The following is a 25,285-nucleotide window of genomic DNA, read 5'->3' as shown; positions in this document are numbered from 1 at the left end:
GTAATAAATGTTTGATTTTAGACTCGCAATTTACGATAATCTTAAAAAATATTAATGATGATTAATAAATTCTTAATAATTATTTTAGCAATTCTGAATTGATTCCGTTTACATAATTTTTGATAATACCTATTTCTTTGGTATAGTTTGCTCCTTTAAAACCAGTAATATCATTAGCTGTGATATGTGTATTGTAATAATTTAAATAAATAGATGAGAGTGGGAAATACGTCCAATGCCATTTTTCTTCATGATAACCAGTTCTGCCATTTTTTTTGGATGTATATACTTGATAAAAACCATATTTAGAGCCATTTTTTACCAGCCAATTATACTCTTTTAATCCTTTCCCTTTAGTAAAATAAGTGTTATTTAGATTGTTGATGTCTAAATCTGTTCCCCAATGATGTCTAGAGGTTGATGGCATAGCACTAAATTCTAATATCTTTTTTACTCTTTTTAGTGGAGTAAGGTTTTTGTATTTCGTACTCCATTTATAATTCCAAATTCTTTTTTGATGTTTAAAATTTCGAGTTCCAGAAATAATGGTAAAATTGATGTTTTCTTTTGCTGCTGCACTTTTCATTTCTAAAAAAGCCTTTAAAACTTCTTTTCTCAAATATATTTTCTTTTTAGAAATTTCTTTAGGAACTAATATGAAGTCAGCATTTTTGGTGTAGTCAAACTTTCCCAAAACATAACTTTTAGTTAAATATTTTGGTGTTTTTATAATCGTATCATCTTTTATAAAATCATTTTCTAAAATTTTTTTTTGTATAAAATGGTTATTGTTTATTAAGAAAAATAAACAAAAAGAAAGCTTTATAAATAATTTAAAAATGCCCAAAACTTTCTTTTTTTAATGTAGTTAAAATCTGTTTCATTTTCATAAGATTCACGCTCAAAACTAATGTTTCTATAGGCAAGATAGCTGTTTTTATACTTTATAAGTTTAATAAACCATTCTAACGCATATATAATGTAGAAAAGAATTATTAATAACTCTAATTGTTGTTTAAGGTGAATTCTTTCATGATTGATCAAAACTTTATCTTTTTTAAAAGATGTTTTCTTTAAAAAAATAAAAGGGAAAAGTGTAATTCCTGTAAACCCTTTAGGAACGATAAATTTTGAAATTAAAATCATAACCAAAAGTAAACAAATATCAGACCAAATTAAATATATTTGTAGAAACCTACAAGATGGATTTTATCAACTTAAAATATAAAAAAAGAATTGAAGCTCAATATCATAGAGCAGATATTCGTTATCCATAGTTTTTGTTATTTTTTACAAAGAATTTAATCGATTTTAATTTTAAGATATCCTTTTTTAAAAGGAGGTAAAAACGTATAAAATGACATTTAAAGAACAAATACAACAAGGAATTCCAAATATTCTTCCACCAAAAAAAAAGTATGATACAGCAATCAATCATGCACCTAAAAGAAAAGAAATATTAACTGCTGATGAAAAAAAATTAGCGTTAAGAAATGCGCTTCGTTATTTCGATAAAAAACACCATGCAGAATTATTACCAGAATTTGTAGAAGAATTAGAAAAATATGGACGAATTTATATGTATCGTTTTCGTCCAGATTATGAAATGAAAGCTAGAGATATTACAGAATATCCTGGTAAATCTAAGCAAGCAAAAGCCATTATGTTAATGATTCAGAACAATTTAGATTATGCAGTGGCACAGCATCCTCATGAATTAATTACTTACGGAGGTAATGGAGCCGTTTTTCAAAATTGGGCACAGTATTTATTAACCATGAAATATCTGTCTGAAATGACAGATAAACAAACGTTAACCATCTATTCTGGACATCCAATGGGTTTGTTTCCATCCAACAAAAATGCACCAAGAGTGGTAGTTACTAATGGAATGGTAATTCCTAATTACTCCAAACCAGATGATTGGGAAAAAATGAATGCTTTAGGTGTTTCTCAATATGGGCAAATGACAGCTGGAAGTTATATGTACATTGGACCACAAGGCATTGTGCATGGAACAACAATTACAGTTTTAAACGGATTTCGAAAAATAAAAAAGGAACCCAAAGGAAATTTATTTGTAACTTCTGGTTTAGGAGGCATGTCTGGAGCACAACCCAAAGCTGGTAATATTGCAGGTTGTATAACAGTTTGTGCAGAGGTGAATCCAAAAATTACGCAAGTACGTTTAGATCAAGGTTGGATTGATGAAAAAATCACAGATTTAAATGTTTTAGTTGAAAGAGTAAAATCTGCAAAAGAGCATAAAGAGACTGTTTCTATTGCCTATTTAGGGAATGTTGTGGATGTTTGGGAAAAGTTCGATGTAGAAAATATTCATATCGATTTAGGTTCAGATCAAACATCATTGCATAATCCTTGGGCTGGAGGATATTATCCAGTTGATATTTCTTTTGAAGATGCCAATATTATGATGGCTGAAAATCCGAAGTTATTCAAAGAAAAAGTTCAAGAAACTTTAAGAAGACACGCAACAGCAATTAATAAACATACAGCTAAAGGAACGTATTTCTTTGATTATGGAAACGCATTTTTGTTAGAAGCAAGTAGAGCAGGAGCAGCTATTATGGCTAAAAATAATATCGATTTTAAATATCCAAGTTACGTGCAAGACATTATGGGGCCTATGTGTTTTGATTATGGTTTTGGTCCTTTTAGATGGGTTTGTACATCTGGCAACCCTAAAGACTTAGCAAAAACCGATAAAATTGCTTGTAAAGTTTTAGAAAAAATCAAACAAAATTCGCCAGAAGAAATTCAGCAGCAAATGGCTGATAACATCCAATGGATAAAAGGCGCTCAAGAGAATAAGTTAGTGGTGGGTTCTCAAGCTAGGATTTTGTATGCAGATGCAGAAGGTAGAATAGAAATTGCAAAAGCATTTAATAAAGCTATTAAAAAAGGAAAAATTGGAGCTGTTGTTTTAGGTAGAGATCATCATGATGTTTCTGGTACAGACTCTCCTTACAGAGAAACGTCTAATATTTATGATGGCTCTAAATTTACAGCAGATATGGCTATTCAAAATGTAATTGGCGATAGTTTTAGAGGTGCAACTTGGGTTTCTATACATAATGGAGGTGGAGTTGGTTGGGGAGAAGTCATAAATGGAGGATTTGGCATGCTTCTTGATGGTTCTAAGGCAGCATCTAAACGTTTAAAATCGATGTTATTTTGGGATGTAAATAACGGAATATCAAGAAGAAGTTGGGCAAGAAATAAAGAAGCTGTTTTTGCTATTAAAAGAGCAATGAAAGCTGAAAAAAGTTTGCAGGTTACACTTCCTAACTTGGTTGATGATGCTTTAATAAATTCAATAATATAAATTTTTTATGATGAAAAAAATATTCTTATTAGTAGTTGGTGCTATCACTTTAACTTCTTGTAGTAGTATAAAAGTTACTTCAGATTATGATACAAAAGTAGATTTTAATCAATATAAAACCTTCGCTTTCTATAAACCAGGAATAGACAAAGCAGAAATCTCTGATTTGGATAAAAAGCGAATTTTAAGAGCTATAGAAGCTGAATTATTAGCAAAAGGTTTCTCTAAATCCGAAAACCCAGATATGTTAGTGAGTATTTTTACAAAATCTAGAGAAAAAGTAAATGTTTCTCAGAATAATTTTGGTTACGGATTTGGATGGGGTTGGAACCCTTGGATGTGGGGAGGTATGAATAACAATATAAATGTATCTCAGTTTACAGAAGGCACTTTATTTGTAGATTTTATAGATAAAAAGAAAAAAGAATTGGTTTGGCAAGGAGTAGGTACAGGCGCACTAAAGATACAGAATAGAGAAAAAAAAGAAGCTAGAATTAAAGAATTTGTAAAAGAAATAGTTTCTAGATTTCCTCCAGGCCAAGAAAAACAATAGATAAAATTAGCGTTCGTGAGAACGCTTTTTTTATGATTTAAAATGATATTTTTGCAAAGTGTATAATAAAAGAGTAGAGTTAGAAGAAGGTGATTATTACTTGAATGAACAAGGGTTTCGTGTTTTTACAGAAAAATATCACTTAAAAAGAGGTTATTGTTGTAAAAGTGGTTGTAAACATTGTCCTTATGGATATGATAAAAAAACAGATACTTTTAAATAAACAGTGACTTTTTATAAAAAATAGTTTCATAAGATTAGATAAATATAGAATAATGATAAAAAGAATTTTAGTTTTAGTTATTGCAATTCAGTTTGCAGGTTGTGCAGAATTACAAAAAGTAGTTAATAATTTGCCAAATGGAGGTTTGTCTCAAGAACAAATAGGTAATGGTTTAAGACAAGCTTTAGATAATGGAATTAAAAATCAGGTATCTAAATTAACTTCTAAAGATGGGTTTTATAGAAATCAATTGGTAAAAATTTTATTACCTCAAGAGCTACAAGCAGTAGATAAAGGGTTACGTAAAATTGGTTTGAGTAATTTGGCAGATGAAGGAATTAAAGTTTTAAACAGAGCTGCAGAAGATGCTGTAAAAACAGCTACTCCCATTTTTGTAAATGCAGTTAAAGAAATTACATTTACTGATGCAAAAAATATTTTATTAGGAGATCAAAATGCTGCAACTTCTTACTTAAAAGGCAAAACATCAGATAATTTATTTGCAAGCTTTCATCCTGTAATAGATAAATCTTTTTCTAAAGTTGGTGCAGATAAAGTCTGGAGTAATTTAATATCTAGATATAATTCAATTCCTTTTGTTAAAAAAGTAAATCCAGATTTAACACAATACGTTACAAACGAAGCTTTGAAAGGAGTTTTTACGATGATAGAGGTTGAAGAAAAAGGAATTCGTGAAAAAGTGGGTTTAAGAAATACAGCTTTATTAAGGCAAGTTTTTGCGTTGCAGGATAATAAGTAATATTCATTTTATAGTTTTTAACTAACATATACAAAGCTTTTGGAATTTAATTCAAAAGCTTTATTATTTTACCCTCGTCACATATTTTTTTATTAATGCAGTGTTAATTTTTTTTTAAATTTAACGTAAAATTACCATATCAGTTAAATAAAAGTTAAAAAACACTTAATGGTCTAAAATTTTACTGTTAAATTTAATTTTTTTTATGGTTTATTTTAACAAAAGATTTAGATTCGTTTAGTATAATTATAAATCAATTCAAATTTTATGAAACAAATTTACAAGAATGTGTTATTGATGCTACTCTTTTTAGGTTCAGTATCAATGATTAATGCACAATCAGTATCTATTAACGGTACTGTTAAGGATGCATCAGGGCCTTTGCCAGGTGTTAGTATTTTAATAAAAGGAACAACTACTGGAACTGAAACTGACTTTGATGGGAATTACAAAATCAACGCCAAAAGAGGTGATGTACTTGTATTTAGATATTTAGGCTATAAAAAAGCCGAAAGAACTGTAGGTAATTCTAATACCATTAATATTAGTATGGTAGAAGATAGTAGTACTTTAGATGAGGTAATAGTTGTAGCTTATGGTACAACAACTAAAGAAGCTTTTACAGGGTCTGTTGATGTTGTAGGTTCTAAAGATTTAGAATTAAGGGCAGTTACTTCTCCAATTGCTGCTATAGAGGGTAAGGCAACAGGTGTCCAGTTTTTATCTGCATCAGGTCAACCAGGTTCTTCGCCAGGAATTGTAATTAGAGGTGTTGGAACATTAAATGGTAATACTGCTCCATTGTATATTGTAGATGGAGTTCCTTTTCAAGGAGCTTTGAATTTAATTAACCAAGAAGATATTGCTTCTTTAACGGTTTTAAAAGATGCTGCTTCAACTTCTTTATATGGAGCACGAGCTGCAAATGGTGTTGTAATTATTACAACAAAGACTGGTAAAAAAGGAAAGTTACAAGTTAATGTATCTACTCAGTTTGGTGTTATTTCAAGAGCAATTGATGATTATGAAACAGTTAATGCTGGGCAATATTATGAGTTAGCATGGGAAGCATATAAAAATACTTTAAGTGGTGCAAATCCTGAAGTTCAAGCTTCTGCATCTATTTTTAATCGTTTAGGATATAATCCTTTTGACGTTCCAAACGATCAAATAGTGGGTACAGATGGTAAATTAAATCCAAATGCAAACTTAATTTACGAAAGTTTAAATTGGAGAGACATTTTAGAAAGAACAGGAACTAGGACTAATCACTCTATGAGTATTGCTGGTGGAGGAGAAAATCATAAAGTATTTTTCTCAAGTTCTTACTTAAAAGAAGAAGGCTATGTGATTGAAAGTGATTTTGAACGTATCACAACTCGTCTTAATGCAGAATTTACTCCAACAAAATGGCTAAAAGTGGGAGGTAATTTAAATATTACTTTAACAGATTCTCATGGTCCATCTAGTGGTGGTACAGGTTCAATTGTAAACCCTTTTAATTGGCCTTTAAATTTAGCGCCTATTTATCCAGTTTACGAAGTAGATACAAATGGAAAAATAATAAGAGATGCAAGTGGTAATCCTGTTTATGATCTGGGAGAAACTAAATCTAGACCATATAATCCTGGGCGTCATGGAATTGCAGAGTTAATTTTAAACGAAGAGCAAAGAACCCTAAATAATATGAGTTTTAGAAACTTTGCAGAGTTTACATTAATGGATGGTTTAACAGCAAGACTTAACTATTCTAGAGATATTCAAGATCGTATAGAAAAAGAGTACGAAAACGAAATTGTGGGTGATGGAGCACCAACAGGTAGATACCAAGAAGAAAGATATAGAAGAACTGTAGAGAACTTTAACCAGATTATCAACTACAATAAAACATTTAATGATGTTCATAATGGAGAAATTACTTTAGGGCATGAAAGTTACAGAAGAGATTATTCAGAATTAAATGGTATTGCAAATACTCAAACTGCTACTGGTATTTATGAGTTTGCAAACTTTTCTGCTGGAGATAACGTAGGTGGTTTTTCTACAGCTCATAGAATAGAAAGTTATTTTGCAAGATTAAATTACAATTACGATAATAAATATTATCTTTCAGCATCATATAGACGAGATGGTACATCAAGGTTTAGTTTAGACAAACGTTGGGGTAATTTTTACTCGGTTGGAGCATCTTGGAGAATAGATCAAGAAAAATTTATGGAAGATGTTTCTTTTGTAGATAATCTAAAATTAAGAGCCTCTTATGGAGAGGTTGGTAATGAGAATTTAGGAAACTTTTTCTTGTATCAAGCACTATATGGTATCTTACCAAATGCAGGTGCACCAGGACTTTTCTGGTCAGACCCAGGAAATGCTGATTTAGTTTGGGAGAATCAAGTAAACTGGGATGTTGCCTTAGACTTTGCTTTATTTGATAATTTAATTGAAGGTACAGTAGAATATTTCAAAAAATCTTCTGTAGATTTATTATTTAACCAACCAATTCCATTAACAGAAGGACAAAACCAAGCTCCTTTTAATATTGGAGACATGTATAATTCTGGTTTTGAAGTAAGTTTAACAGGTCATATATTTAATAAAACTGATTTTGGATGGGATTTAACTGTACAAGGTTCAACACTTAAAAATGAGATCACTAGGTTAGCTGCACCATCAGATGCTGGTTCTAAAAGATGGGAAGAAGGTAGAAGTAGATACGATTACTACATTTATCACTGGGCTGGTGTAGACCCTGCTAATGGAGACTCATTATACCTTATGTTTGAAGATGATTTAACAACAGGTCAAAGAGTACCAGTTTTAGATGCAAATGGGGTTCAAATGACAACAAATGATTTTCAAGCTGCTGGAGAAGCTTTCACAGGAGATAGTAGTATACCAGATTTAATTGGTTCTGTTTCTAATGCTTTTAGATACAAACAATTTTCTTTAGACTTTTTATTTACATTTAGTGTAGGTGGTAAAATATTAGATAACGGTTACTCTAATTTAATGCATCCAGGTACTTACGGTCGTAATATGCACATAGATCAATTAAATGCATGGAAAAAACCAGGAGATATAACTTCTGTACCAAGATTAGAAACTGGAGATCCAAACCAGACAATTGGAGGTTCCACTAGATTCTTAACAGATGCTTCTTTTGTAGCTTTAAGAAATGTTAACTTAGGATACAGATTAAATAGTACTTTAACTGATAAGTTAGGGTTAAATAGTATGCGTTTATTTGTAACTGGAGAAAATCTTTTTATAAGTGCAAAGAGAAAAGGGATTAACCCTCAACAAGGTTTATCTGGTGTACAAGGAGGTAATAGCTTTCAACCAGCAAGCGTTTTATCTCTTGGTTTAAATGTTTCCTTTTAACAAATTAATAAATTAATAAATATAAATATTATGTTACGAAAAATAAGTATACTATTTCTAGTAGTTTCTCTCTCTCTCTTTGTTGGGTGTAGTAAAGAGTTTCTAGAAACCAAACCAACAGATTCAATTTCTGAAAAAGATGCTTTTGGTAGTGCCGACAATATGTTTTTGGTTTTAAACGGATTACATAGACAAATGTATGCGCAATCACCATTGTCAGGAGGTTCATCAAGTAGAGCAGGTCAACAGTATTTTATCCCTATGTTTGATGTTTATTGTGGGGATTTAATTCATACAGCAAGAGCAAATGGTTGGATGCGTGCAGGTTTACAATGGTTAACTCACACAAATGCAAATTCACTAAGTGTTAGACAATTATGGTATCAGCGTTATCATTTTATCGCAACTGCAAACAATTTAATTAATAATATTGCAGATCAGGGTTTACCAACAAATGATCCTAAAATTGCAAATATTTTAGGACAAGCTTATGCTTACAGAGCTTGGGCTTATCATCAATTAGTTACTACGTATGCAAAAGGTTATATTATAGGTAACCCAGCAACAGATCCTGGAGTTCCATTACTTACAGTTGCAGGTGCACCTTATACAAGTGAACCAAGATCTTCTGTGCAGGTTGTATATGATCAAATGGAATCAGATATAAATGCTTCTATTAATTCTTTTAAACAAGCATCTGCTCCTGCAAATAAATCGCATTTATCTATAAATGCTGCTTATGGGATAAAAGCAAGAATTGCTCTATCTAAAGGAGATTGGGCAACAGCTGCATCTGCTGCAGTGTCTGCAAGGCAAGGTTTTCCTTTATTAAGTGAAGCTGCTTGGAAATCTGGTTTTAATTCAGTTAATCTTTCAGAAGTAATTTGGGGAAGTACAGTAATTGATTCAGAAACTACTTTTTTCCGTTCTTATTTCTATTTAATTTCTCCAACTTTTAATGGAAGTCAAAATAGAGGTAACCCAAAAATTATCAATATAGAAAGATTTAACCAAATACCTACTACAGATTATCGTAGAGATGTATTTTTACCAATGGCTCCTAATACAAATTCTGCAGCTTCAAATGGTCAAGGAGGTAGTTTTACTCAAGATCCTAATTACAATGATAAAGCTTCATTTGATGCTGCAAAAGCAGCTATTATAAATAAGTATGGGATGACTTCTAGGCATAATACACACCCATATATGCATGTAAAGTTTTTACAGAAAAATCCTGGAACAATCGATCCAGATGATGTAATACATATGCGTGCTTCTGAAATGTATTTAATTGAGGCTGAAGCAAAAGCTATGTTGCCTACGCCAGATATTGCTGGAGCTCAAGCTGCATTAAGTACTTTGGGTGGAGCTAGAGATTCTGCTTATGATGCTACAGTTTTTGATACTCAAGCTAAGTTAATGGATCAAATTAAATTTCAAAGATATGTAGAATTATATGGTGAAGGATTTAGCTGGCATGATCATATTCGTTGGGATGTTGGAATAGATTTAACTAATTCAGGTGCTTCTCAAGTATTGTATCAGAATGGATTTATGCAAGCTAAGCCATCTGTTAATAATGCTTGGATTTGGAAAATACCACAAGCAGAAATAGATGCTAATCCAAATTTAACAGAAGCAGATCAAAATAAATAATAGTTAGTATTTATAAATTAAAACCACCTCAATGAGGTGGTTTTTTTATAGAAAAATTTTTATAATAAAAGCATATTTATTTCTAAATACATTTTTTTAGATATTAAATTTAAAGAAATTGCCTAATTAAACAACAAAAGACTATAAAAATAAAGCCATTTGAGCTTGCAACTCTTTCGCTTTTAAAGCAGCATCTTCAGCAAAATTATGTTCTTTTGAAGCATAAATAATTCCACGAGAAGAATTAATTAAAAGTCCAATGTTTTTGGACAACCCAAATTTACAAACATCTTCTAAACTTCCACCTTGTGCACCTACCCCAGGAACTAGTAAAAAAGAATTCGGAACAATTTTTCTAATTTCTTTAAAATATTCAGCTTTAGTAGCTCCAACAACATACATTAAGTTTTCTGAGTTTTTCCAGTTTTTAGAAGTTTCTAAAACAGTTTTATACAACTCTTTATCATCTATTTTTTTAGTTTGAAAATCGAAAGCACCATCATTTGAAGTTAAAGCTAACATAATGGTATGCTTATTTTCGAAAGCTAAAAATGGTTCTACAGAATCTTTACCCATATAAGGAGCAACAGTAACAGAATCAAAGGCTAAATCTTCAAAAAAAGCTTTGGCATACATGGTAGAAGTATTGCCAATATCTCCACGTTTTGCATCAGCAATTGTGAAAATTTCTGGATGATTATTATTTAAATATTGAATTGTTTTTTCTAAAGATTTCCATCCCTTTAAACCATAAGCTTCATAAAAAGCGGTGTTAGGTTTATAAGCCACACATAAATGATGAGTTGCATCTATAATTGCTTTGTTAAATTCAAAAATAGGATCTTCTTTAGTTAAAAGATGTACTGGTATTTTGTTTAAATCTACATCTAATCCAATACATAAAAAGGATTTCTTTTTCTTAATTTGAGCTACTAAATTTTGTGTTGTCATCAGATAATTATAAGTTATGCAAAAGTAGGTATTTTTGTTGTTAATTATATTTGCAAACTGTAAGTAAAATAGAATTTTCAAGACAGAAATTATAAACCAATATATGTATAAGAAGTTATCAATATTAATTTTATTGGCATTAATGAGTTGTAGTTTAGAAAAGCCAACTCAATTTTCAGAAAAAGCTTTAAATGATAATATAGTTTCATTAGATAATAACACATATTCTTTTCAAGAAATAATCAATCAACACAAAGGAAAAAAAATTTTGATAGATTTTTGGGCTTCTTGGTGTAGAGATTGTATAGAGGGGGTGCCAAAAGTGAAGGAATTACAAAGCCAATTTCCAAATGTTATATATTTATTTTTATCAGTAGATAAAAGAAATGATTCTTGGAAAAGAGGTATACAGCGTTATAATATTAAAGGAGAACACTATAATTTGCCAAAAGGAATGAAAGATGGAGATTTAGTAGATTTTATTGGTTTGGGTTGGATTCCTAGATATATGGTTATTGATGAAAATGGAAAAATAGCACTATTTAAAGCAACAAATGCATCAGATAAAAAGATAGCAGAAGCTTTAAAAGCTGCTATATAAATCGTTTTAGTAACTATTTACATTTCTCAATGATTTTTGTTTTTCCATTTCTTAAATTTACATCAAAATTAAAGTAGATAATAAAGGCCTATTTTTTTAGGTGATAAAATACCAATTATGAGAACTAAGATTGTAGCAGGAAACTGGAAAATGAATAACAACAAGAAAGAGAGTAAAAAATTGATTAAAGATTTGAAAAAATCGATCAAAAAAGAAGAACTAAAAAATACTCGAGTAATTGTTGCTCCTACATTTGTAAACTTATCTTCATCTGTAAAAACTGCCAAAGGTTCTAAGGTAGAAGTTGTAGCGCAAAATATGCACCAAGCTAAAAACGGTGCTTACACAGGAGAGATTTCTGCAGATATGTTAAAAGCAATTGGTATAGAAACAGTTATTTTAGGACATTCAGAAAGAAGAACCTACTTTAATGAAACCGATGAAACATTAGCTAAAAAAGTTGATGCAATTATAGAAAATAAATTAGAAACTATTTTTTGTTTCGGAGAATTATTAGAAGACAGAAAATCTGATAATCATTTTGCAGTTGTAGAAAGTCAACTTTCTAACGCATTATTTCATTTAGAATCTGATGCTTGGAAAAGCATTATTTTAGCTTATGAACCAGTTTGGGCTATTGGAACTGGAGAAACTGCAAGTGCAGAACAAGCACAAGAAATGCATGCTTTTATTAGAAGTATTATAGAGAAAAAGTATACTAAAGATGTAGCAAATGGAGTTTCTATTTTATATGGAGGAAGTGTAAAACCAGCAAATGCAGAAGAAATTTTTTTAAAGCCAGATGTAGATGGAGGTTTAATTGGAGGAGCAGCCTTAAATGTAGATGATTTTACAGGAATTATTAAAGCCATTTAAGCAAAGAAATTAAAGATATTTACAATAAATTTGCATCAAGATTTTTTAAATCTTGATGCATTTTTTTTGAATAACAATTATGGATAATATTTACCTAGAATACAATTTTACAGTTTCACCCAAAGAACCAGCAACAGAAATTTTAATTGCAGAATTAGGCAATGTAGGTTTTGAAAGTTTTGTAGAAAATAAAGATGGAGTTACAGCTTATATTCAAAAAATGGAGTGGAATTCAAATTTTTTAGAAAATATTTTTGTTTTAAATTCAGACGAATTTTCTATTGAATATAATCTAAAAGAAGTAGCACAAACCAATTGGAACGCAGAATGGGAAAAGAATTTTACACCTATTCAGGTTGATGATTTGGTAAGTATTCGTGCGCCATTTCATGAGAATCCTAATTTAAAATACGATATTGTTATAGAACCAAAAATGAGTTTTGGTACAGGTCATCATGAAACAACACACATGATGGTGCAACATTTATTGCAATTAGATTTAGAGAATAAAAAAGTATTAGACATGGGGTGTGGAACAGGAATTTTAGCCATTTTTGCTGAAATGAAAGGAGCAAAACCTATAGATGCAATAGATATTGATAATTGGTGTTATGAGAATTCTATAGAAAATGTTGAAAGAAATAATTGCAATCACATTTTAGTTTACGAAGGAGATTCATCACTTTTAATTCATAAAAAATACGATGTAATTATTGCCAACATCAACAGAAATATTTTGTTAATGGACATGAAAATTTATACCAACTGCTTAAATGAAAAAGGTGTTCTATTACTAAGTGGTTTTTATCAAGAAGATATTCCAATCATAGATGCAGAAGTATCTAAATATGGATTAAAATTAGAGAACCATATAGAAAGAAATAACTGGGTAGCTTTAAAATATAATAAAGAGTAAAAAATATTCGTTATTTTTGTAAGATGAGTACAAAAGAAAAAATTCAAGAAGAAGTTGATGTTTTAGAGCAAGAAACACATCAACATGAAATTGTTTTGCACAATGATGATGTAAATACTTTTGACTTTGTTATAGAGTCTTTAATAGATGTTTGCGACCATACTTTAGAGCAAGCAGAACAATGTACTATTTTGGTACATTATAAAGGAAAATGTACTGTAAAATCTGGAGAATATAAAGATTTAGAACCAAGATGTTCTAAACTATTACAATTGGGCTTATCTGCAGAATTGGTTTAAAATGGAGAACGTTTTTAAATATTACGAATTTTCAGATTTCTTTGCTGATGAATCTCACACTTTTTCTGGAAATGAAATTAGCTATACAGAGTTAAATGCTACTCATTTTTTGATTTTTGAAAAAGAAAACAATTTTTATAATTTATATGTTGCTAGGTATAAATCTATCCAAGAAATTGGCTTTGAAGCACCAGAAATACTAGAGTTGTTGGTAAAGAAATACGATAAAAGTATTCCCGAACATCGACTAATGATTAAGCAATATCTTCACTAAACTGCATCTCACCGAAAAAAGTATTTAAAAAGATACTTTTTATTTTTATTTGTTGTGACTTTTAGAAATAAAAAGGGTCATATAAATAAGAAAAGATAAAAGGTGTTTAAAAGAATTTTAATAATAATATTAATTCTATTTCCGTTAGTTGGATATGGTCAAGTAGTGCCACCACCAATGCCACCTCCACCACCTCCAGGTTTACCTATAGATGGTCTTACAGGTTTGTTATTTATAGTAGCAATGATATACGGATCAAGAAAAATACATAAAGATAGTAGTAGTTAGTTTTAATGCTAAGTTTGGTTAGACAAAAAGGCCTTGAATTTTTTTCAAGGTCTTTTTAATTTTCGAATAATTTTAGTCTAAATAAAAAAAAACTCACCTTTAAAAAAGATGAGTTTTTGTGACCATGGCAGGATTCAAACCTGCAACCTCTTGAGCCGTAATCAAGTGCGCTATTCAGTTGCGCCACATGGCCTTTTTGCGGGTGCAAATATAACTGCTATTTTTTGAAATATAAAAACAATTCATGTTTTTTATGAATTTATTTCTTTCTTATATTCATTAACAATAGTTGCTGCCTTAGCTTTATCTGTAGTTAAAACATGTAGCTCTACAGAATTCATTTGTTCTCCAAAGCCTGCTAATCTTGCAGACTCAAACTTATCTTTAATAATATAATGAATTTTTTGTTGGTCCAGTAAGTTTTGTAGTCCTCTAACTAAGATAGAAGAGCCTGAAAATACTTTAATGTGTTCTGTTGCCATAATAATTAGTTTAAGTGTTAATCTAGAGAATTTTGAGTTACAAAAGCCCTCCAGCCAATTATTGCTAATTGTACTTTTGATGCTTTAGAAATATCCAGCCCTTTTTTTGTATAAGAAGGTAGTATCAATTTATTTATTTTCGCAAGAATCTTAAAAAGCTGTTTTTTCATCAATTGTAAATTATAAATCAAATTTACTGAAAAATTAACAACTCAACCTTACAAATAGATTGAGTTGTCTAAAATCAAGTTTTCTTCTTCTTCTTCTTCTTCTTCTTCTTCTTCTTGTAAATAATTGGTTAGTTGATGTTTTTTAAATAATTAAAATAAAATTTGTAAAATAATTAGAGAGATTGTTTTAATAAACTTTAGTAAGATTAGTATCATAATAGTTAGAATTTTTAGTTAGTAAATTAGGTTAATTTCGAAATTGTTTTCACAATATATGAGGATTGAAATAGTTCTACCAAACGATTTCATAGGTATTTGTCAATTTGATTTTCTATTTATAATACAAAAAGCTATTTTAGTTTAAATAATAAACCATTATACCTTTAATTTAGTTTTAAATTAAAACTAAAATGTATTAAAAAAATAAATTATGTAACAAAGTAAAGGGGTAAAAAGTTTGTTTTTTAAAAAGTAAAGGAGAAATGGTTTTTAAAATACCTTTTTTTTCTCTTTTCATTTTTAGCTTTACTCTAAAGTGATAAAAATGTATCTTCGTCAAAAAATAAATTTGATGAATTTTTTATTAATAATTGGCGGTTTATTATTGTTGATTTTTGGTGGTAACTGGCTTTTAAAATCAGCAGTTGCATTATCCTTAAAATTAGACATTCCTAAAATAGTAATAGGAATGACTGTAGTTTCTTTTGCAACTTCTGCACCAGAATTAATAGTTAGTATTAGAGCAGCTTTAAGAGGCTCATCAGATTTAGCGTTAGGAAATGTAATTGGTTCTAATATTGCAAATTTAGGATTGGTATTAGGAATTACCTTATTATTAGGTACAATGCAGGTACAGAAAAGCTTTTATAAAACAGATTGGCCACTCATGATGGTTGCATCTGTACTATTGTATTTTTTTTTAAGTGGAGATGGGGTAATTACACAAACAGAAGGTATTATTCTGTTTGCTTTTTTAATTGTTTCTTTAATTTACTTATTGCGTTTTCAAAAAGTAGCTGTTGTAGATGAATTACCAGAAGATGATGAACCCTTAGCTTTATATAAAATTGTTCTTTATTTGGTGCTTGGAGGAGTGGGTCTTTGGGGTGGTTCAGAATTATTGATAAAAGGAGCAACCTCTTTAGCAGAAGAGTTTGGTGTTAGTGAGAGGGTAATTGGTGTAACTGTAGTTTCTATAGGAACCAGTATACCTGAATTGGCAGCATCTGTAATAGCTGTTTTAAAGAAAGAAAAAGCTATTTCTTTAGGTAACCTAATAGGTTCTAACATGTTTAATATTTTAGCAGTTTTAGGGATTACCTCTATAATAACTCCAGTTACTGTAAAAGATCAAGGATTATTAACAAATGATATTTTTTGGATGCTAGGAATTTCTTTTATAATTCTTCCTCTGGTATTTTTTCCAAAAGGATATCGCTTAAATTGGAAAGATGGTATTATTCTATTAGCAGCTTATGGTTTGTTTATCTTTTTAACTATCTAAATAAGAAAGAAGAGTATAAAAAAAGGTTCACTTTTGTAAAAGTGAACCTTTTTTTATGTTTATAAAATGCGGCTTAAATATCAGCAGACTTTACAGTCTTAATAATTCTACCAGCAATTTTGTATGGATCTCCATTAGAAGCAGGTCTTCTGTCTTCTAACCAACCTTTCCATCCTTTTTCTACTGTAATAATAGGAATTCTAATAGAAGCTCCTCTATCTGAAACCCCATAAGAAAAATCAGAAACATGAGCAGTTTCATGTAAACCAGTTAAACGCTCGTCATTAAATTCTCCATAAACATCTATATGTTCTTTTGTAACAGGTCTAAAAGCTTCACAAATTTTTTCATAAACCTCTTTAGAACCACAAGTTCTTAAAGTAGTGTTAGAGAAGTTTGCATGCATACCAGAACCATTCCAGTCTCCTTTTACAGGTTTTGGGTGATATTCAATATAATATCCGTATTTCTCAGTTAATCTGTCTAATAAATAACGAGCAATCCAAATTTCGTCCCCAGCTTTCTTTGCTCCTTTAGCAAATAATTGAAACTCCCATTGACCTGGAGCAACTTCTTGGTTAATACCTTCAAAATTTAAACCAGCTTCAATACATAAGTCTGCATGTTCTTCAACAAAATCTCTACCCCAAGTATATCTACCACCAACAGAACAGTAATATTTACCTTGTGGACCTGGGAATCCTCCACGTGGGAAACCTAAAGGTAAATCTGTTTTCGTGTCCATTAAGAAATATTCTTGTTCAAAACCAAACCAAAAATCATCATTATCATCATCAATTTGAGCTCTTGCATTAGAAGGATGTGGTGTTCCATCTGCACTTAAAACTTCCGACATTACTAAATATCCGTTAATTCTAACAGGATCTTTGTAAATAGCTACAGGTTTTAATAAACAGTCAGATGATCCACCAGAAGCTTGTTCTGTAGAACTTCCATCAAAAGACCAGTTATCTAACTCTTCAACAGTACCTTGAAAGTTATCATGTTCTTCTACTTTTGTTTTGCTTCTCATGTTCTGAGTAGGAAAATGACCATCAAGCCAAATGTATTCTAATTTAATTTTTGCCATAATATAAGTAATTGTTTATGTGATGTTTCTGATGCAAAAATCAAATAATTTAACTACATATCAAAAAAAAGAGGGGTAAAATTTTAAAAATCAATTAAAAATAATTTTATCCCTAATTTTGAAAGGGTATATTTGTATAAAATTAAAAATAAGTACAAAATATTACTAATATGTCAAGGATTAGATTTAATGCATTGCAAGAAACACTGCATAGAACACCTTTAAAAGTGGCTCAAGTCGAAAAAAGATCGACCCTTTTTGGTAAAAATGTCTTTAATAAACATGCTATGCAACAGTATCTTACACGTTCTGCTTACGAAAGTGTAATGAATGCTATAGAGCATGGAACTAAAATAGATCGTAAAATTGCAGACCAAGTTGCAGTAAGTATGAAAGATTGGGCAATGTCTAAAGGCGCAACTCATTATACACATTGGTTTCAGCCACTTACAGGAGCTACAGCAGAAAAACATGATGCTTTTTTTGAGTCTATAAATGGTAGTTTGGCAATGGAAAAGTTTGATGGAGAGCAATTAGTACAACAAGAGCCAGATGCCTCAAGTTTTCCTCATGGAGGTATTAGAAATACTTTTGAAGCAAGAGGCTACACAGCTTGGGATCCAACATCACCAGCATTTATTTACGAAACAACTTTATGTATTCCTACTATTTTTGTAGCTTATACAGGAGAAGCTTTAGATAATAAAACCCCATTATTAAGAGCTTTACAAGCCATAGATACCCATGCAACAGCAGTTTGCAAATACTTTGATAAAAATGCGTCTAAAGTAAGTGCTACTTTAGGTTGGGAACAAGAGTTTTTTTTAATTGATGATGCACTAGCACTTTCAAGACCAGATATTCAATTAACAGGTAGAACATTATTAGGGCATATCCCAGCAAAAGGTCAGCAGTTAGATGATCATTATTTTGGAACTATTCCTGCTAGAGCCATGAGTTTTATGCAAGACTTAGAGCAAGAATGTATGTTGTTAGGTATACCTGTAAAAACTAGGCATAATGAAGTAGCACCTAATCAATTTGAAGTAGCACCCATTTTTGAAGAAGCCAACTTAGCTGTAGACCACAATTCTTTGTTAATGGATGTAATGCAGAAAGTTTCTCGAAGACATAAATTTAAAGTCATATTCCATGAAAAACCTTTTGAGGGGGTAAATGGTTCTGGTAAACATAATAATTGGTCTTTGTCTTCAGACAAAGGAACCAATTTGCTAAGTCCAGGAAAAACTCCAATGAAAAACTTACAATTTTTAACCTTTTTTGTAAATACTATAAAAGCAGTTTACAAGTATGAAGAATTGTTAAGAGCCTCAATAGCCTCTGCAAGTAACGATCATAGATTAGGTGCTAATGAAGCCCCACCAGCTATTATTTCTGTATTTATTGGTAGTCAATTATCTGCAGTGTTAGATGAGTTAGAAAACGTAACTAAAGGAAAATTATCACCACAAGAAAAAACAGATTTAAAACTAAACATTATTGGTAAAATTCCAGAAATATTGTTAGACAATACAGATAGGAACAGAACTTCTGCATTTGCCTTTACTGGTAATAAATTTGAATTTAGAGCAGTAGGTTCTTTAAGTAATTGTGCAGTGCCAATGACCGTTTTAAATACTATTGTAGCCAAACAGCTAAAAGAATTTAAAATAGAAGTAGATGCTCTAATAGATAAAAAAGGACTAAAAAAAGATGAAGCCATTTTTAATATTTTAAGAGAATATATAAAAGATTCTAAAGCCATTCGTTTTGAAGGTGATGGATATGGAGCTTCTTGGGAAAAAGAAGCTAAAAAAAGAGGGCTAAGCAATAATAAAAATACTCCAGAAGCATTAAAAATAAAAATTTCTAAAAATAGTATCGATCTTTTTGAAGAAATGGAGGTAATGAGTAAAATAGAAATAGACGCTCGTTACGAAATAGCACTAGAATCCTATACTAAAAAGTTACAAATAGAAAGCAGAGTTTTAGCAGATATTTCTAGAAATCATATTATACCCACAGCTATTATTTATCAAAATACACTGTTAGAAAACACCAAAAACCTAAAAGAAATTTTTGAAGAAGAATATAAAAATATTGCAAAAGAGCAAATAGAATTAATCATGACTATTTCTAATCATATTACAAAAATTAATGCATTGGTAATAGAAATGGAAAACGAACGTAAAAAAGCAAACAAAAAAACAGGACTAGAAATTGCAGAGCACTATTGTAAAAAAGTAAATCCGTTTTTATCACAAATTCGTTATCATTGTGATAAGCTGGAAACAATGGTAGATGATAATTTATGGCCATTAACTAAGTATAGAGAATTGTTGTTTACTAAATAAAATTATTTGGGCGTTCCCTAAAGGTCGGGCTTTCCACTATATCTTTTTATGCTGAATGTAGTTCAGCATCTTTCATTTAGACAAAAGTATTTGAATTTAAATGGACAGACTCAGAATTGAGTTCTGCATAAAAAGGATGCTGTTTCAATCCCTAACGCAAATTGCAAAACCGATAAGGAAGTTTTTTAAAAAGTACTAAAGGCTTTTTATACACAAGGCTCTGTGATAACTATTATTTATAAAAAAAACACATAGTCTAGTCAATATTTCAAATAACAAAATTCCTGCTAATTTTCTTCTGTTTTTTTTAAGCAAAAGTCTAAATTTGCAACTTACAACACAACAACATGAGTCAAGAAGTTTCTAAACGTTATGCACAAAGAGGTGTATCTGCATCCAAAGAAGACGTACACAATGCTATTAAAAATATAGACAAAGGTTTATTTCCGAAAGCATTTTGTAAAATAGTACCCGATTATTTAACCAATGATGATGATTATTGTTTAATAATGCATGCAGATGGAGCAGGAACAAAATCTTCTTTAGCTTACATGTATTGGAAAGAAACTGGAGATGTTTCTGTATGGAAAGGCATTGCACAAGATGCGTTAATTATGAATATAGACGATTTATTGTGTGTGGGTGCAACAGATAATATTATGTTATCGTCAACTATTGGACGTAACAAAAGCAAAATTCCAGGAGAAGTATTATCAGCAATTATTAATGGTACAGAAGAATTGATTGATGATTTGAAAAAATTTGGAGTAACCATACATTCTACTGGAGGAGAAACTGCAGATGTTGGTGATTTGGTAAGAACCATTATTGTAGATAGTACAGTAACTGCAAGAATAAAACGTACTGATGTTATAGACAACGCAAATATAAAAGCTGGTGATGTAATTGTTGGTTTAGCATCTTTTGGACAAGCAACTTACGAAACAGAATATAATGGAGGTATGGGCTCTAATGGATTAACTTCTGCAAGACATGATGTTTTTCATAAATATTTGGCAGACAAGTATCCAGAAAGTTTTGATGCAGCAGTTCCAGCAGATTTAGTGTATTCTGGAAATACAAAATTAACAGACAAAGTAGCCAATTCTCCTATTGATGCTGGTAAATTAGTGTTGTCTCCAACAAGAACGTATGCACCAATAATCAAAGAAATTTTATCAAAATATGCTGCAGATAATGTTCATGGAATGATACATTGTAGTGGAGGTGCACAAACAAAAATCTTACATTTTGTTGATGATTTGCATATTGTTAAAGACAATCTATTTCCAATTCCGCCTTTATTTAAATTAATACAAGAGCAATCTAAAACCGATTGGAAAGAAATGTACCAAGTTTTTAATTGTGGGCACAGAATGGAGTTATATGTTTCTCCAGAAATTGCACAAGATATTATTGCAATTTCAAAATCTTATAATGTAGCAGCACAAATTGTGGGTAGAGTAGAGGCTTCTGATAGTAAAAAATTGACTATTAAAAGTGAGTTTGGAGTTTTTGAGTATTAGATAATTTTTGAATTTCTTTATCGTTTTTTGTTTTTAAAAAACTTCGATTTTGTATGAGAAAATTCAAAAGTATCAAAATATGCAACAACCTTTATTTAAGATAATATTACTATTTTTTTAGATACTATAAATGCATAGTTTTTATTCAATTTTTAATTCTATTGTTTCATTGGAATAATTCCTAAAATTACTTTTACTTCCTTTCGCTAAATTAACTTTCAAATTTATTTTCAAATCTTTAATATTTTGTTTCTTTAATAGCTCCTTTGAAATAATAACTCTAATTTCTATGATTTGATTTGGCTTAATTGTTTCCCTACTATAATTTAAATAAGCAACTTTTTTGTCAATTTCTATATTAGAAATGTGAAAGTCCTTTGTTCCAACATTCTTTAAAATAAATATATATGGATTTGATAATTTATTTTTTAGTTTTTTTAACTTTAATTTATTAGTAGAAATCTCATAACTTAACTTTTTTTCAGGGGCATTATATTTAACTCCTATAGGAATATTGTTTCCTTCACTAGATATTATAGTAAAAGAAGAATAGCTTTGATTTTCTGCTTGTTCTGCAATTAGAGTAATTTTTAAATCTCTTGTTTCTCCAACTTTTACAGGTTTATTACCCCAATCAAATTGGAAATCGTCATTTATTAAAAATAAAGGTTTATCAAATGTTATTTCTTTGTTTGAGTTATTCTTTACTTTTATAATTTTAGTAATATCTCTTTTTCCGTCTGTTTTACCAAAATCAACTAATAATGAACCAAAATTGTATTCTTGGTCTATAGCAAGTTCGTTTAAATTAAGTATTTGTAATCCATATTTCGATTTAAAATCATTTTTGAATTTTTCTATTTCGTCTGAACTTGATTTGTTCTTTCCTTTATTCTCAATTTCTTCTATTATGTATGAGCTTAAATTTTGTGACCACTGCATTAATGGTAGACTTAAATTTTCTAATATAATAGGTTGCTTTTCAGAAATTAATTTTCCAGTTTTTGAGTTATAAAAATTTATAAGGTTATCAATTTCAGTTTCTGAGTAGATTTTAGAATATATTGGTGTAACTATTGCTTTAAATTCAGTAAGCGATTTTGTATTAATTTTGTTAGACAAACCTTTCCAATAATGATCTGAAATTCCAGAATTACTTTGTTTTTGATATTTAATAGTTTTAGTTATTAGATTTTCTATATTGCTAATACTTCCATCTAGTTCTAACAATTTTTCAATTTTTTTGTTAAGAGTCTGAGCATTAATTTGAAAAGCAAATAGTGTAATAACAGCAAAAATTAAATTCTTTCTCATAGTTTTTTTGAATGTTTGATAATCTAATTTTGGTATCGAGTTTTAATTAACTAATTAACTAATTAAAACAAAAACGAAATTAGCTTTTTTCAAAGCTAAAAACAAACCCAATTATTACACTCTCTGTATAATTAGCCTAAATTATTTGTCAATCAAAACCTTATAAGTGTTGCTCCCCAATCTATTTGTTATTTTTAAAAACAAAATAGTGCCATTATACTCGGGTATTTTTATAGATACTTTTTGCTCATTAACGTTTATGCTTTTTTTAAACAGTTCTTTTCCATTTATATCATAAAAGAACAGTGTAGAAGCAACATTCATTTTTTCTAAAAAACGAATGTTTAAAATATCTTTAGCAGGAATAGGAAACACATTTGCAGTAACTGGTTGAGATGTTTTTTCTATGTTTAACGAAAATGCAACTGCATCAGACCAAAAATAAACCAAACGTAAATAACCTTTCCAATCATTCAAAGTTGTATTCCAATTTTGATAAATATGCTCTGTAAAATTATTATCATCGTCATATTTTCTAATTTGTTGAGCATAGTTATTCCAAACGTCACTTGTTAAACTCTTTTGTTGATGCGTGGTAATTATTTGGTTTGTAGAATAGGTGTAACTATATTTGTCTACACCACTAAAATCATTAGCACTAGCATTAAAAGAACTTGATATAGACTCCAATATTAAATCATCAGAATTGTAAGTGTAATCTATTTTTTTATAGCCAGTAGTTCCCCAAGTTTGCTTTGATACACTCCAGCCAACAGTTGTTTCTTTTAATAGTTTTCCATTTTGGTATTCGTAAATAATCTTTTCGTCATTTTCCCAAATGTTTGCCCAATCTAACCATTTTTGCACTACTTTTTCTGCTAACTGGTTACTATTGTAAATGTAAAAAATCTTTGCACTATTTACCATTGAAGTAAAAGTACTGTTGTTTTTTTGTTCTATTTCTTCAGTAAGTTTTTCTGATGTATAAGTATATTTTTTATTTAATTTTTCATTCCATTTATCTGAAAAATAGAGATACTTAAATTCGCTACTTTTTTTACTGTTTGTATAATTTATAGAGTCTTTAGAACCGTTTTTCCAATTATTAGTAGTAACATCCCAAGTTTGAAAAACTTTTTCAGTTAAATTGTTGGCAGCATTATACTTGTTTAAAGTTTGATAAAAGTTAGTCCAATTTGAATTAGAAAGGTTTAATCTGAGGTATTTTGTTTCTTTATTGCCTGAATTATCAAAAGTTAAAATTTCTCTTGTATTGTGCCTCCAATCTCCAGAATTTGTATCCCAAGAAAATAAATGAACAGAATCTAATTTTTGAACAATTTGACAGTTTATTTGCATTGAAACTGTTATCAGAAAAGATACAATAAGTAGTGTTTTTTTCATAGTTCTTTATTTCAAATTTAAAGAAAATAAAGAAGGAACATAGTAGTAATTGTATGTGTTGTAGTTATTAGTGTGTAAATAGGTTGATATGTGTGAAAAACGATGCTAAAAGCAAAAAAAGGTTTTAACTGTAAAGTCAAAACCTCTTTTTGGTATTGTAAAAATAACTTTTACAATGTTCTTCTTCTTCTATTCGTATTTTCTTTTTTTTCTGTTTTTCTAGATTTAGAAACCTTATCTCTACTTGTAGATCTATTTGGTTTTCTTACAATAGAATTGTTACTTTTTCTCTTTTCTGTAGTTACTCTTCTTCTTCTAGAATCTGTATTTGCAGGTTTTCTATTTGTAGATGTTGTGTTTCTTTTATCTTTAAAAATTGTTCTTCCAGAATTTGTTGTACTTGGTTTTCTGTAAGAATAATTACTTCTTCTATTTGTAACTGTTTTTCTTTTTGTGTTTACAGCAGCTGGCTTTCTTCTTCTAAGTATTTGACTTCTTTTACCAATTTTAGCATTTTTATTTGCTCTGTAGTAATAGTAGTTTCTGTCTTCTCTTATTTGAGAATAGTTTCTTCTAAAATCATTTCTAAAGAAATACGCATCATTATAATCACATATATCACCAATATTTAAATTAATTCTAATTCCGTTATTGTAGTAGAAATTGTCTCTTACATTTCCGTAAAAAGCAGGATAACCAGCTCTGTTATAACGTACTCTTAAATTTCCTACATTTGTTAATCTTCCTCTGTAATATCTCATAAAAACGTTTCCAATTCTTGTTACGTTTCCATATCTATCATAATTAATAAATGCGCTTCCTACTCTGTTAATTCTTCCTCTATAATCTCTGCCAATAGTAATTCCTCTATTATTTCTTATGGGTCTTCCATAATAATCATAATATATATTGTTATAATTAGTATCAAAATCGAATTCACCATTGGTAAAAATGAAAAATTCTACGCCTCGTTCTACAAAATTAACTGAGTTATCATACGAGTAATTAAACCCAAATCTGTCTGGTAAGTTGTCGCTTGTTTTCGCTTCAGCAGTAGAAACCATTACAAACATTCCTAGTAATAAAAGTAAACCTCTTTTCATAATATATGGTTTTAAGGGTTTTGCCTACTCTTTTTGCTTTTCGGCTTTCGCATTTGATTATCATATTTTCAAAGAACGTGCCAAAAAAATAAAATACTATTAGAATAAGTTATTAAATGCTGAGGATTTTATTGTATGTTTTTGATTTAAAGATGTTTACAATTCATTTGTAATTATCTTAAAAAAAATGATTTAGAACTCGTAAATTGGTCAA

Annotated in this window: 24 protein-coding genes and 1 tRNA gene; 15 read left to right on the top strand and 10 right to left on the bottom strand. The window is 29.7% G+C overall.

The features are described 5' to 3' along the window. Window positions 1-79 precede the first annotated feature (79 nt). Together ACY2RW_RS13670 and ACY2RW_RS13665 are read right to left on the bottom strand one after the other, a co-directional pair. Complete coding sequence (locus ACY2RW_RS13670) at window positions 80-694, bottom strand: M15 family metallopeptidase (RefSeq protein WP_490123292.1); 615 nt, start codon at window positions 692-694, stop codon at window positions 80-82. A 128-nt stretch (window positions 695-822) separates the two neighbouring features. Continuing rightward, window positions 823-1,146 (bottom strand): hypothetical protein, encoded by a 324-nt coding sequence (locus ACY2RW_RS13665; protein ID WP_490123291.1) that lies wholly within the window; start codon window positions 1,144-1,146, stop codon window positions 823-825. 211 nt (window positions 1,147-1,357) lie between these two features. Between ACY2RW_RS13665 and hutU the strand changes: the two genes are divergently transcribed. The 6 genes from hutU (at window position 1,358) to ACY2RW_RS13635 (ending at window position 9,919) form a co-directional block, all read left to right on the top strand. Further along, on the top strand, window positions 1,358-3,346 hold the full coding sequence (hutU, locus tag ACY2RW_RS13660; protein WP_490123290.1) for a urocanate hydratase: 1,989 nt from the start codon (window positions 1,358-1,360) through the stop codon (window positions 3,344-3,346). 10 nt (window positions 3,347-3,356) lie between these two features. Next, window positions 3,357-3,899 (top strand): DUF4136 domain-containing protein, encoded by a 543-nt coding sequence (locus tag ACY2RW_RS13655; protein ID WP_490123322.1) that lies wholly within the window; start codon window positions 3,357-3,359, stop codon window positions 3,897-3,899. 58 nt (window positions 3,900-3,957) lie between these two features. Next, window positions 3,958-4,122, top strand: a complete 165-nt coding sequence (locus ACY2RW_RS13650) for a C1orf53 family protein (protein ID WP_490123289.1) — start codon at window positions 3,958-3,960, stop codon at window positions 4,120-4,122. Window positions 4,123-4,174: 52 nt separating this feature from the next. Then, the gene (locus ACY2RW_RS13645; protein WP_490123288.1) at window positions 4,175-4,882 is read left to right on the top strand and encodes a DUF4197 domain-containing protein; all 708 of its coding nucleotides are present in this window, start codon (window positions 4,175-4,177) and stop codon (window positions 4,880-4,882) included. Between the two features lie 267 nt (window positions 4,883-5,149). Then, window positions 5,150-8,263 carry a SusC/RagA family TonB-linked outer membrane protein gene (locus tag ACY2RW_RS13640; RefSeq protein WP_490123287.1) on the top strand — a complete coding sequence of 1,038 codons (3,114 nt, stop codon included), beginning with the start codon at window positions 5,150-5,152 and terminating at the stop codon, window positions 8,261-8,263. Between the two features lie 30 nt (window positions 8,264-8,293). Then, window positions 8,294-9,919 carry a RagB/SusD family nutrient uptake outer membrane protein gene (locus ACY2RW_RS13635; RefSeq protein ID WP_490123286.1) on the top strand — a complete coding sequence of 542 codons (1,626 nt, stop codon included), beginning with the start codon at window positions 8,294-8,296 and terminating at the stop codon, window positions 9,917-9,919. A 141-nt stretch (window positions 9,920-10,060) separates the two neighbouring features. Here the strand turns inward: ACY2RW_RS13635 and pyrF are convergent, their stop codons facing one another. Next, the gene (gene pyrF / locus ACY2RW_RS13630) at window positions 10,061-10,870 is read right to left on the bottom strand and encodes an orotidine-5'-phosphate decarboxylase (RefSeq protein WP_490123285.1); all 810 of its coding nucleotides are present in this window, start codon (window positions 10,868-10,870) and stop codon (window positions 10,061-10,063) included. Between the two features lie 103 nt (window positions 10,871-10,973). On the opposite strand from pyrF, the gene ACY2RW_RS13625 reads away from it, so the two are divergent. The 6 genes from ACY2RW_RS13625 (at window position 10,974) to ACY2RW_RS13600 (ending at window position 14,124) form a co-directional block, all read left to right on the top strand. Continuing rightward, window positions 10,974-11,471 (top strand): TlpA family protein disulfide reductase, encoded by a 498-nt coding sequence (locus ACY2RW_RS13625; RefSeq protein WP_490123284.1) that lies wholly within the window; start codon window positions 10,974-10,976, stop codon window positions 11,469-11,471. A gap of 117 nt (window positions 11,472-11,588) precedes the next feature. Then, entirely contained in the window at window positions 11,589-12,347 is a 759-nt protein-coding gene (gene tpiA, locus ACY2RW_RS13620) for a triose-phosphate isomerase (protein ID WP_490123283.1), read from the top strand. 79 nt (window positions 12,348-12,426) lie between these two features. Further along, window positions 12,427-13,263: a 50S ribosomal protein L11 methyltransferase gene (gene prmA / locus ACY2RW_RS13615; protein WP_490123282.1), complete on the top strand. Its 837-nt coding sequence runs from the start codon at window positions 12,427-12,429 to the stop codon at window positions 13,261-13,263. 23 nt (window positions 13,264-13,286) lie between these two features. Continuing rightward, window positions 13,287-13,562, top strand: a complete 276-nt coding sequence (locus tag ACY2RW_RS13610) for an ATP-dependent Clp protease adaptor ClpS (protein ID WP_490123281.1) — start codon at window positions 13,287-13,289, stop codon at window positions 13,560-13,562. Window position 13,563: 1 nt separating this feature from the next. Next, the gene (locus ACY2RW_RS13605) at window positions 13,564-13,836 is read left to right on the top strand and encodes a hypothetical protein (protein WP_490123280.1); all 273 of its coding nucleotides are present in this window, start codon (window positions 13,564-13,566) and stop codon (window positions 13,834-13,836) included. 102 nt (window positions 13,837-13,938) lie between these two features. Further along, window positions 13,939-14,124 (top strand): PID-CTERM protein-sorting domain-containing protein, encoded by a 186-nt coding sequence (locus ACY2RW_RS13600; protein WP_490123279.1) that lies wholly within the window; start codon window positions 13,939-13,941, stop codon window positions 14,122-14,124. 119 nt (window positions 14,125-14,243) lie between these two features. Here ACY2RW_RS13600 and ACY2RW_RS13595 read toward each other — a convergent pair. The 3 genes from ACY2RW_RS13595 to ACY2RW_RS13585 all read right to left on the bottom strand — a co-directional run bounded on the left by ACY2RW_RS13595 (window position 14,244) and on the right by ACY2RW_RS13585 (window position 14,776). Next, window positions 14,244-14,317 (bottom strand) — tRNA-Arg (locus tag ACY2RW_RS13595). 58 nt (window positions 14,318-14,375) lie between these two features. Continuing rightward, entirely contained in the window at window positions 14,376-14,606 is a 231-nt protein-coding gene (locus tag ACY2RW_RS13590) for a putative signal transducing protein (protein ID WP_490123278.1), read from the bottom strand. 17 nt (window positions 14,607-14,623) lie between these two features. Then, entirely contained in the window at window positions 14,624-14,776 is a 153-nt protein-coding gene (locus ACY2RW_RS13585) for an SsrA-binding protein (RefSeq protein ID WP_490123277.1), read from the bottom strand. A gap of 571 nt (window positions 14,777-15,347) precedes the next feature. Here ACY2RW_RS13585 and ACY2RW_RS13580 point away from each other — a divergent pair. Continuing rightward, window positions 15,348-16,280 carry a calcium/sodium antiporter gene (locus tag ACY2RW_RS13580; RefSeq protein ID WP_490123276.1) on the top strand — a complete coding sequence of 311 codons (933 nt, stop codon included), beginning with the start codon at window positions 15,348-15,350 and terminating at the stop codon, window positions 16,278-16,280. Between the two features lie 73 nt (window positions 16,281-16,353). Here ACY2RW_RS13580 and ACY2RW_RS13575 read toward each other — a convergent pair whose 3' ends face one another. Continuing rightward, complete coding sequence (locus ACY2RW_RS13575) at window positions 16,354-17,370, bottom strand: glutamine synthetase beta-grasp domain-containing protein (protein WP_490123275.1); 1,017 nt, start codon at window positions 17,368-17,370, stop codon at window positions 16,354-16,356. Between the two features lie 170 nt (window positions 17,371-17,540). Here ACY2RW_RS13575 and ACY2RW_RS13570 point away from each other — a divergent pair, with 170 nt between their 5' ends. Both ACY2RW_RS13570 and ACY2RW_RS13565 read left to right on the top strand, forming a co-directional pair. Continuing rightward, entirely contained in the window at window positions 17,541-19,724 is a 2,184-nt protein-coding gene (locus ACY2RW_RS13570; RefSeq protein ID WP_490123274.1) for a glutamine synthetase III family protein, read from the top strand. 347 nt (window positions 19,725-20,071) lie between these two features. Continuing rightward, window positions 20,072-21,250 (top strand): AIR synthase related protein, encoded by a 1,179-nt coding sequence (locus ACY2RW_RS13565; RefSeq protein WP_490123273.1) that lies wholly within the window; start codon window positions 20,072-20,074, stop codon window positions 21,248-21,250. Between the two features lie 141 nt (window positions 21,251-21,391). Here the strand turns inward: ACY2RW_RS13565 and ACY2RW_RS13560 are convergent, their stop codons facing one another. From ACY2RW_RS13560 to ACY2RW_RS13550, 3 genes are all read right to left on the bottom strand, one after another. Further along, the gene (locus ACY2RW_RS13560; RefSeq protein ID WP_490123272.1) at window positions 21,392-22,564 is read right to left on the bottom strand and encodes a DUF2059 domain-containing protein; all 1,173 of its coding nucleotides are present in this window, start codon (window positions 22,562-22,564) and stop codon (window positions 21,392-21,394) included. A gap of 141 nt (window positions 22,565-22,705) precedes the next feature. Beyond that, window positions 22,706-23,968, bottom strand: coding sequence for a T9SS type A sorting domain-containing protein (locus ACY2RW_RS13555; RefSeq protein WP_490123271.1), 1,263 nt, complete (start codon window positions 23,966-23,968; stop codon window positions 22,706-22,708). A gap of 170 nt (window positions 23,969-24,138) precedes the next feature. Continuing rightward, entirely contained in the window at window positions 24,139-25,071 is a 933-nt protein-coding gene (locus ACY2RW_RS13550; RefSeq protein WP_490123270.1) for a hypothetical protein, read from the bottom strand. Between the last annotated feature and the right edge of the window lie 214 nt (window positions 25,072-25,285).

Source organism: Polaribacter sp. 2305UL8-11, from assembly GCF_058147165.1.
This window is presented reverse-complemented; position numbering and strand designations above follow the sequence as displayed.

Coding starts and splice junctions, on each gene's coding strand:
- ACY2RW_RS13550 (WP_490123270.1), bottom strand. CDS start 25,071: ATGAAAAGAGGTTTACTTTTATTACTAGGAATGTTTGTAATGGTTTCT.
- ACY2RW_RS13570 (WP_490123274.1), top strand. CDS start 17,541: ATGTCAAGGATTAGATTTAATGCATTGCAAGAAACACTGCATAGAACA.
- ACY2RW_RS13565 (WP_490123273.1), top strand. CDS start 20,072: ATGAGTCAAGAAGTTTCTAAACGTTATGCACAAAGAGGTGTATCTGCA.
- ACY2RW_RS13625 (WP_490123284.1), top strand. CDS start 10,974: ATGTATAAGAAGTTATCAATATTAATTTTATTGGCATTAATGAGTTGT.
- ACY2RW_RS13655 (WP_490123322.1), top strand. CDS start 3,357: ATGAAAAAAATATTCTTATTAGTAGTTGGTGCTATCACTTTAACTTCT.
- ACY2RW_RS13590 (WP_490123278.1), bottom strand. CDS start 14,606: ATGGCAACAGAACACATTAAAGTATTTTCAGGCTCTTCTATCTTAGTT.
- ACY2RW_RS13640 (WP_490123287.1), top strand. CDS start 5,150: ATGAAACAAATTTACAAGAATGTGTTATTGATGCTACTCTTTTTAGGT.
- pyrF (WP_490123285.1), bottom strand. CDS start 10,870: ATGACAACACAAAATTTAGTAGCTCAAATTAAGAAAAAGAAATCCTTT.
- ACY2RW_RS13580 (WP_490123276.1), top strand. CDS start 15,348: ATGAATTTTTTATTAATAATTGGCGGTTTATTATTGTTGATTTTTGGT.
- ACY2RW_RS13555 (WP_490123271.1), bottom strand. CDS start 23,968: ATGAAAAAAACACTACTTATTGTATCTTTTCTGATAACAGTTTCAATG.
- ACY2RW_RS13605 (WP_490123280.1), top strand. CDS start 13,564: ATGGAGAACGTTTTTAAATATTACGAATTTTCAGATTTCTTTGCTGAT.
- tpiA (WP_490123283.1), top strand. CDS start 11,589: ATGAGAACTAAGATTGTAGCAGGAAACTGGAAAATGAATAACAACAAG.
- ACY2RW_RS13575 (WP_490123275.1), bottom strand. CDS start 17,370: ATGGCAAAAATTAAATTAGAATACATTTGGCTTGATGGTCATTTTCCT.
- ACY2RW_RS13585 (WP_490123277.1), bottom strand. CDS start 14,776: ATGAAAAAACAGCTTTTTAAGATTCTTGCGAAAATAAATAAATTGATA.
- ACY2RW_RS13560 (WP_490123272.1), bottom strand. CDS start 22,564: ATGAGAAAGAATTTAATTTTTGCTGTTATTACACTATTTGCTTTTCAA.
- hutU (WP_490123290.1), top strand. CDS start 1,358: ATGACATTTAAAGAACAAATACAACAAGGAATTCCAAATATTCTTCCA.
- ACY2RW_RS13665 (WP_490123291.1), bottom strand. CDS start 1,146: ATGATTTTAATTTCAAAATTTATCGTTCCTAAAGGGTTTACAGGAATT.
- ACY2RW_RS13635 (WP_490123286.1), top strand. CDS start 8,294: ATGTTACGAAAAATAAGTATACTATTTCTAGTAGTTTCTCTCTCTCTC.
- prmA (WP_490123282.1), top strand. CDS start 12,427: ATGGATAATATTTACCTAGAATACAATTTTACAGTTTCACCCAAAGAA.
- ACY2RW_RS13610 (WP_490123281.1), top strand. CDS start 13,287: ATGAGTACAAAAGAAAAAATTCAAGAAGAAGTTGATGTTTTAGAGCAA.
- ACY2RW_RS13645 (WP_490123288.1), top strand. CDS start 4,175: ATGATAAAAAGAATTTTAGTTTTAGTTATTGCAATTCAGTTTGCAGGT.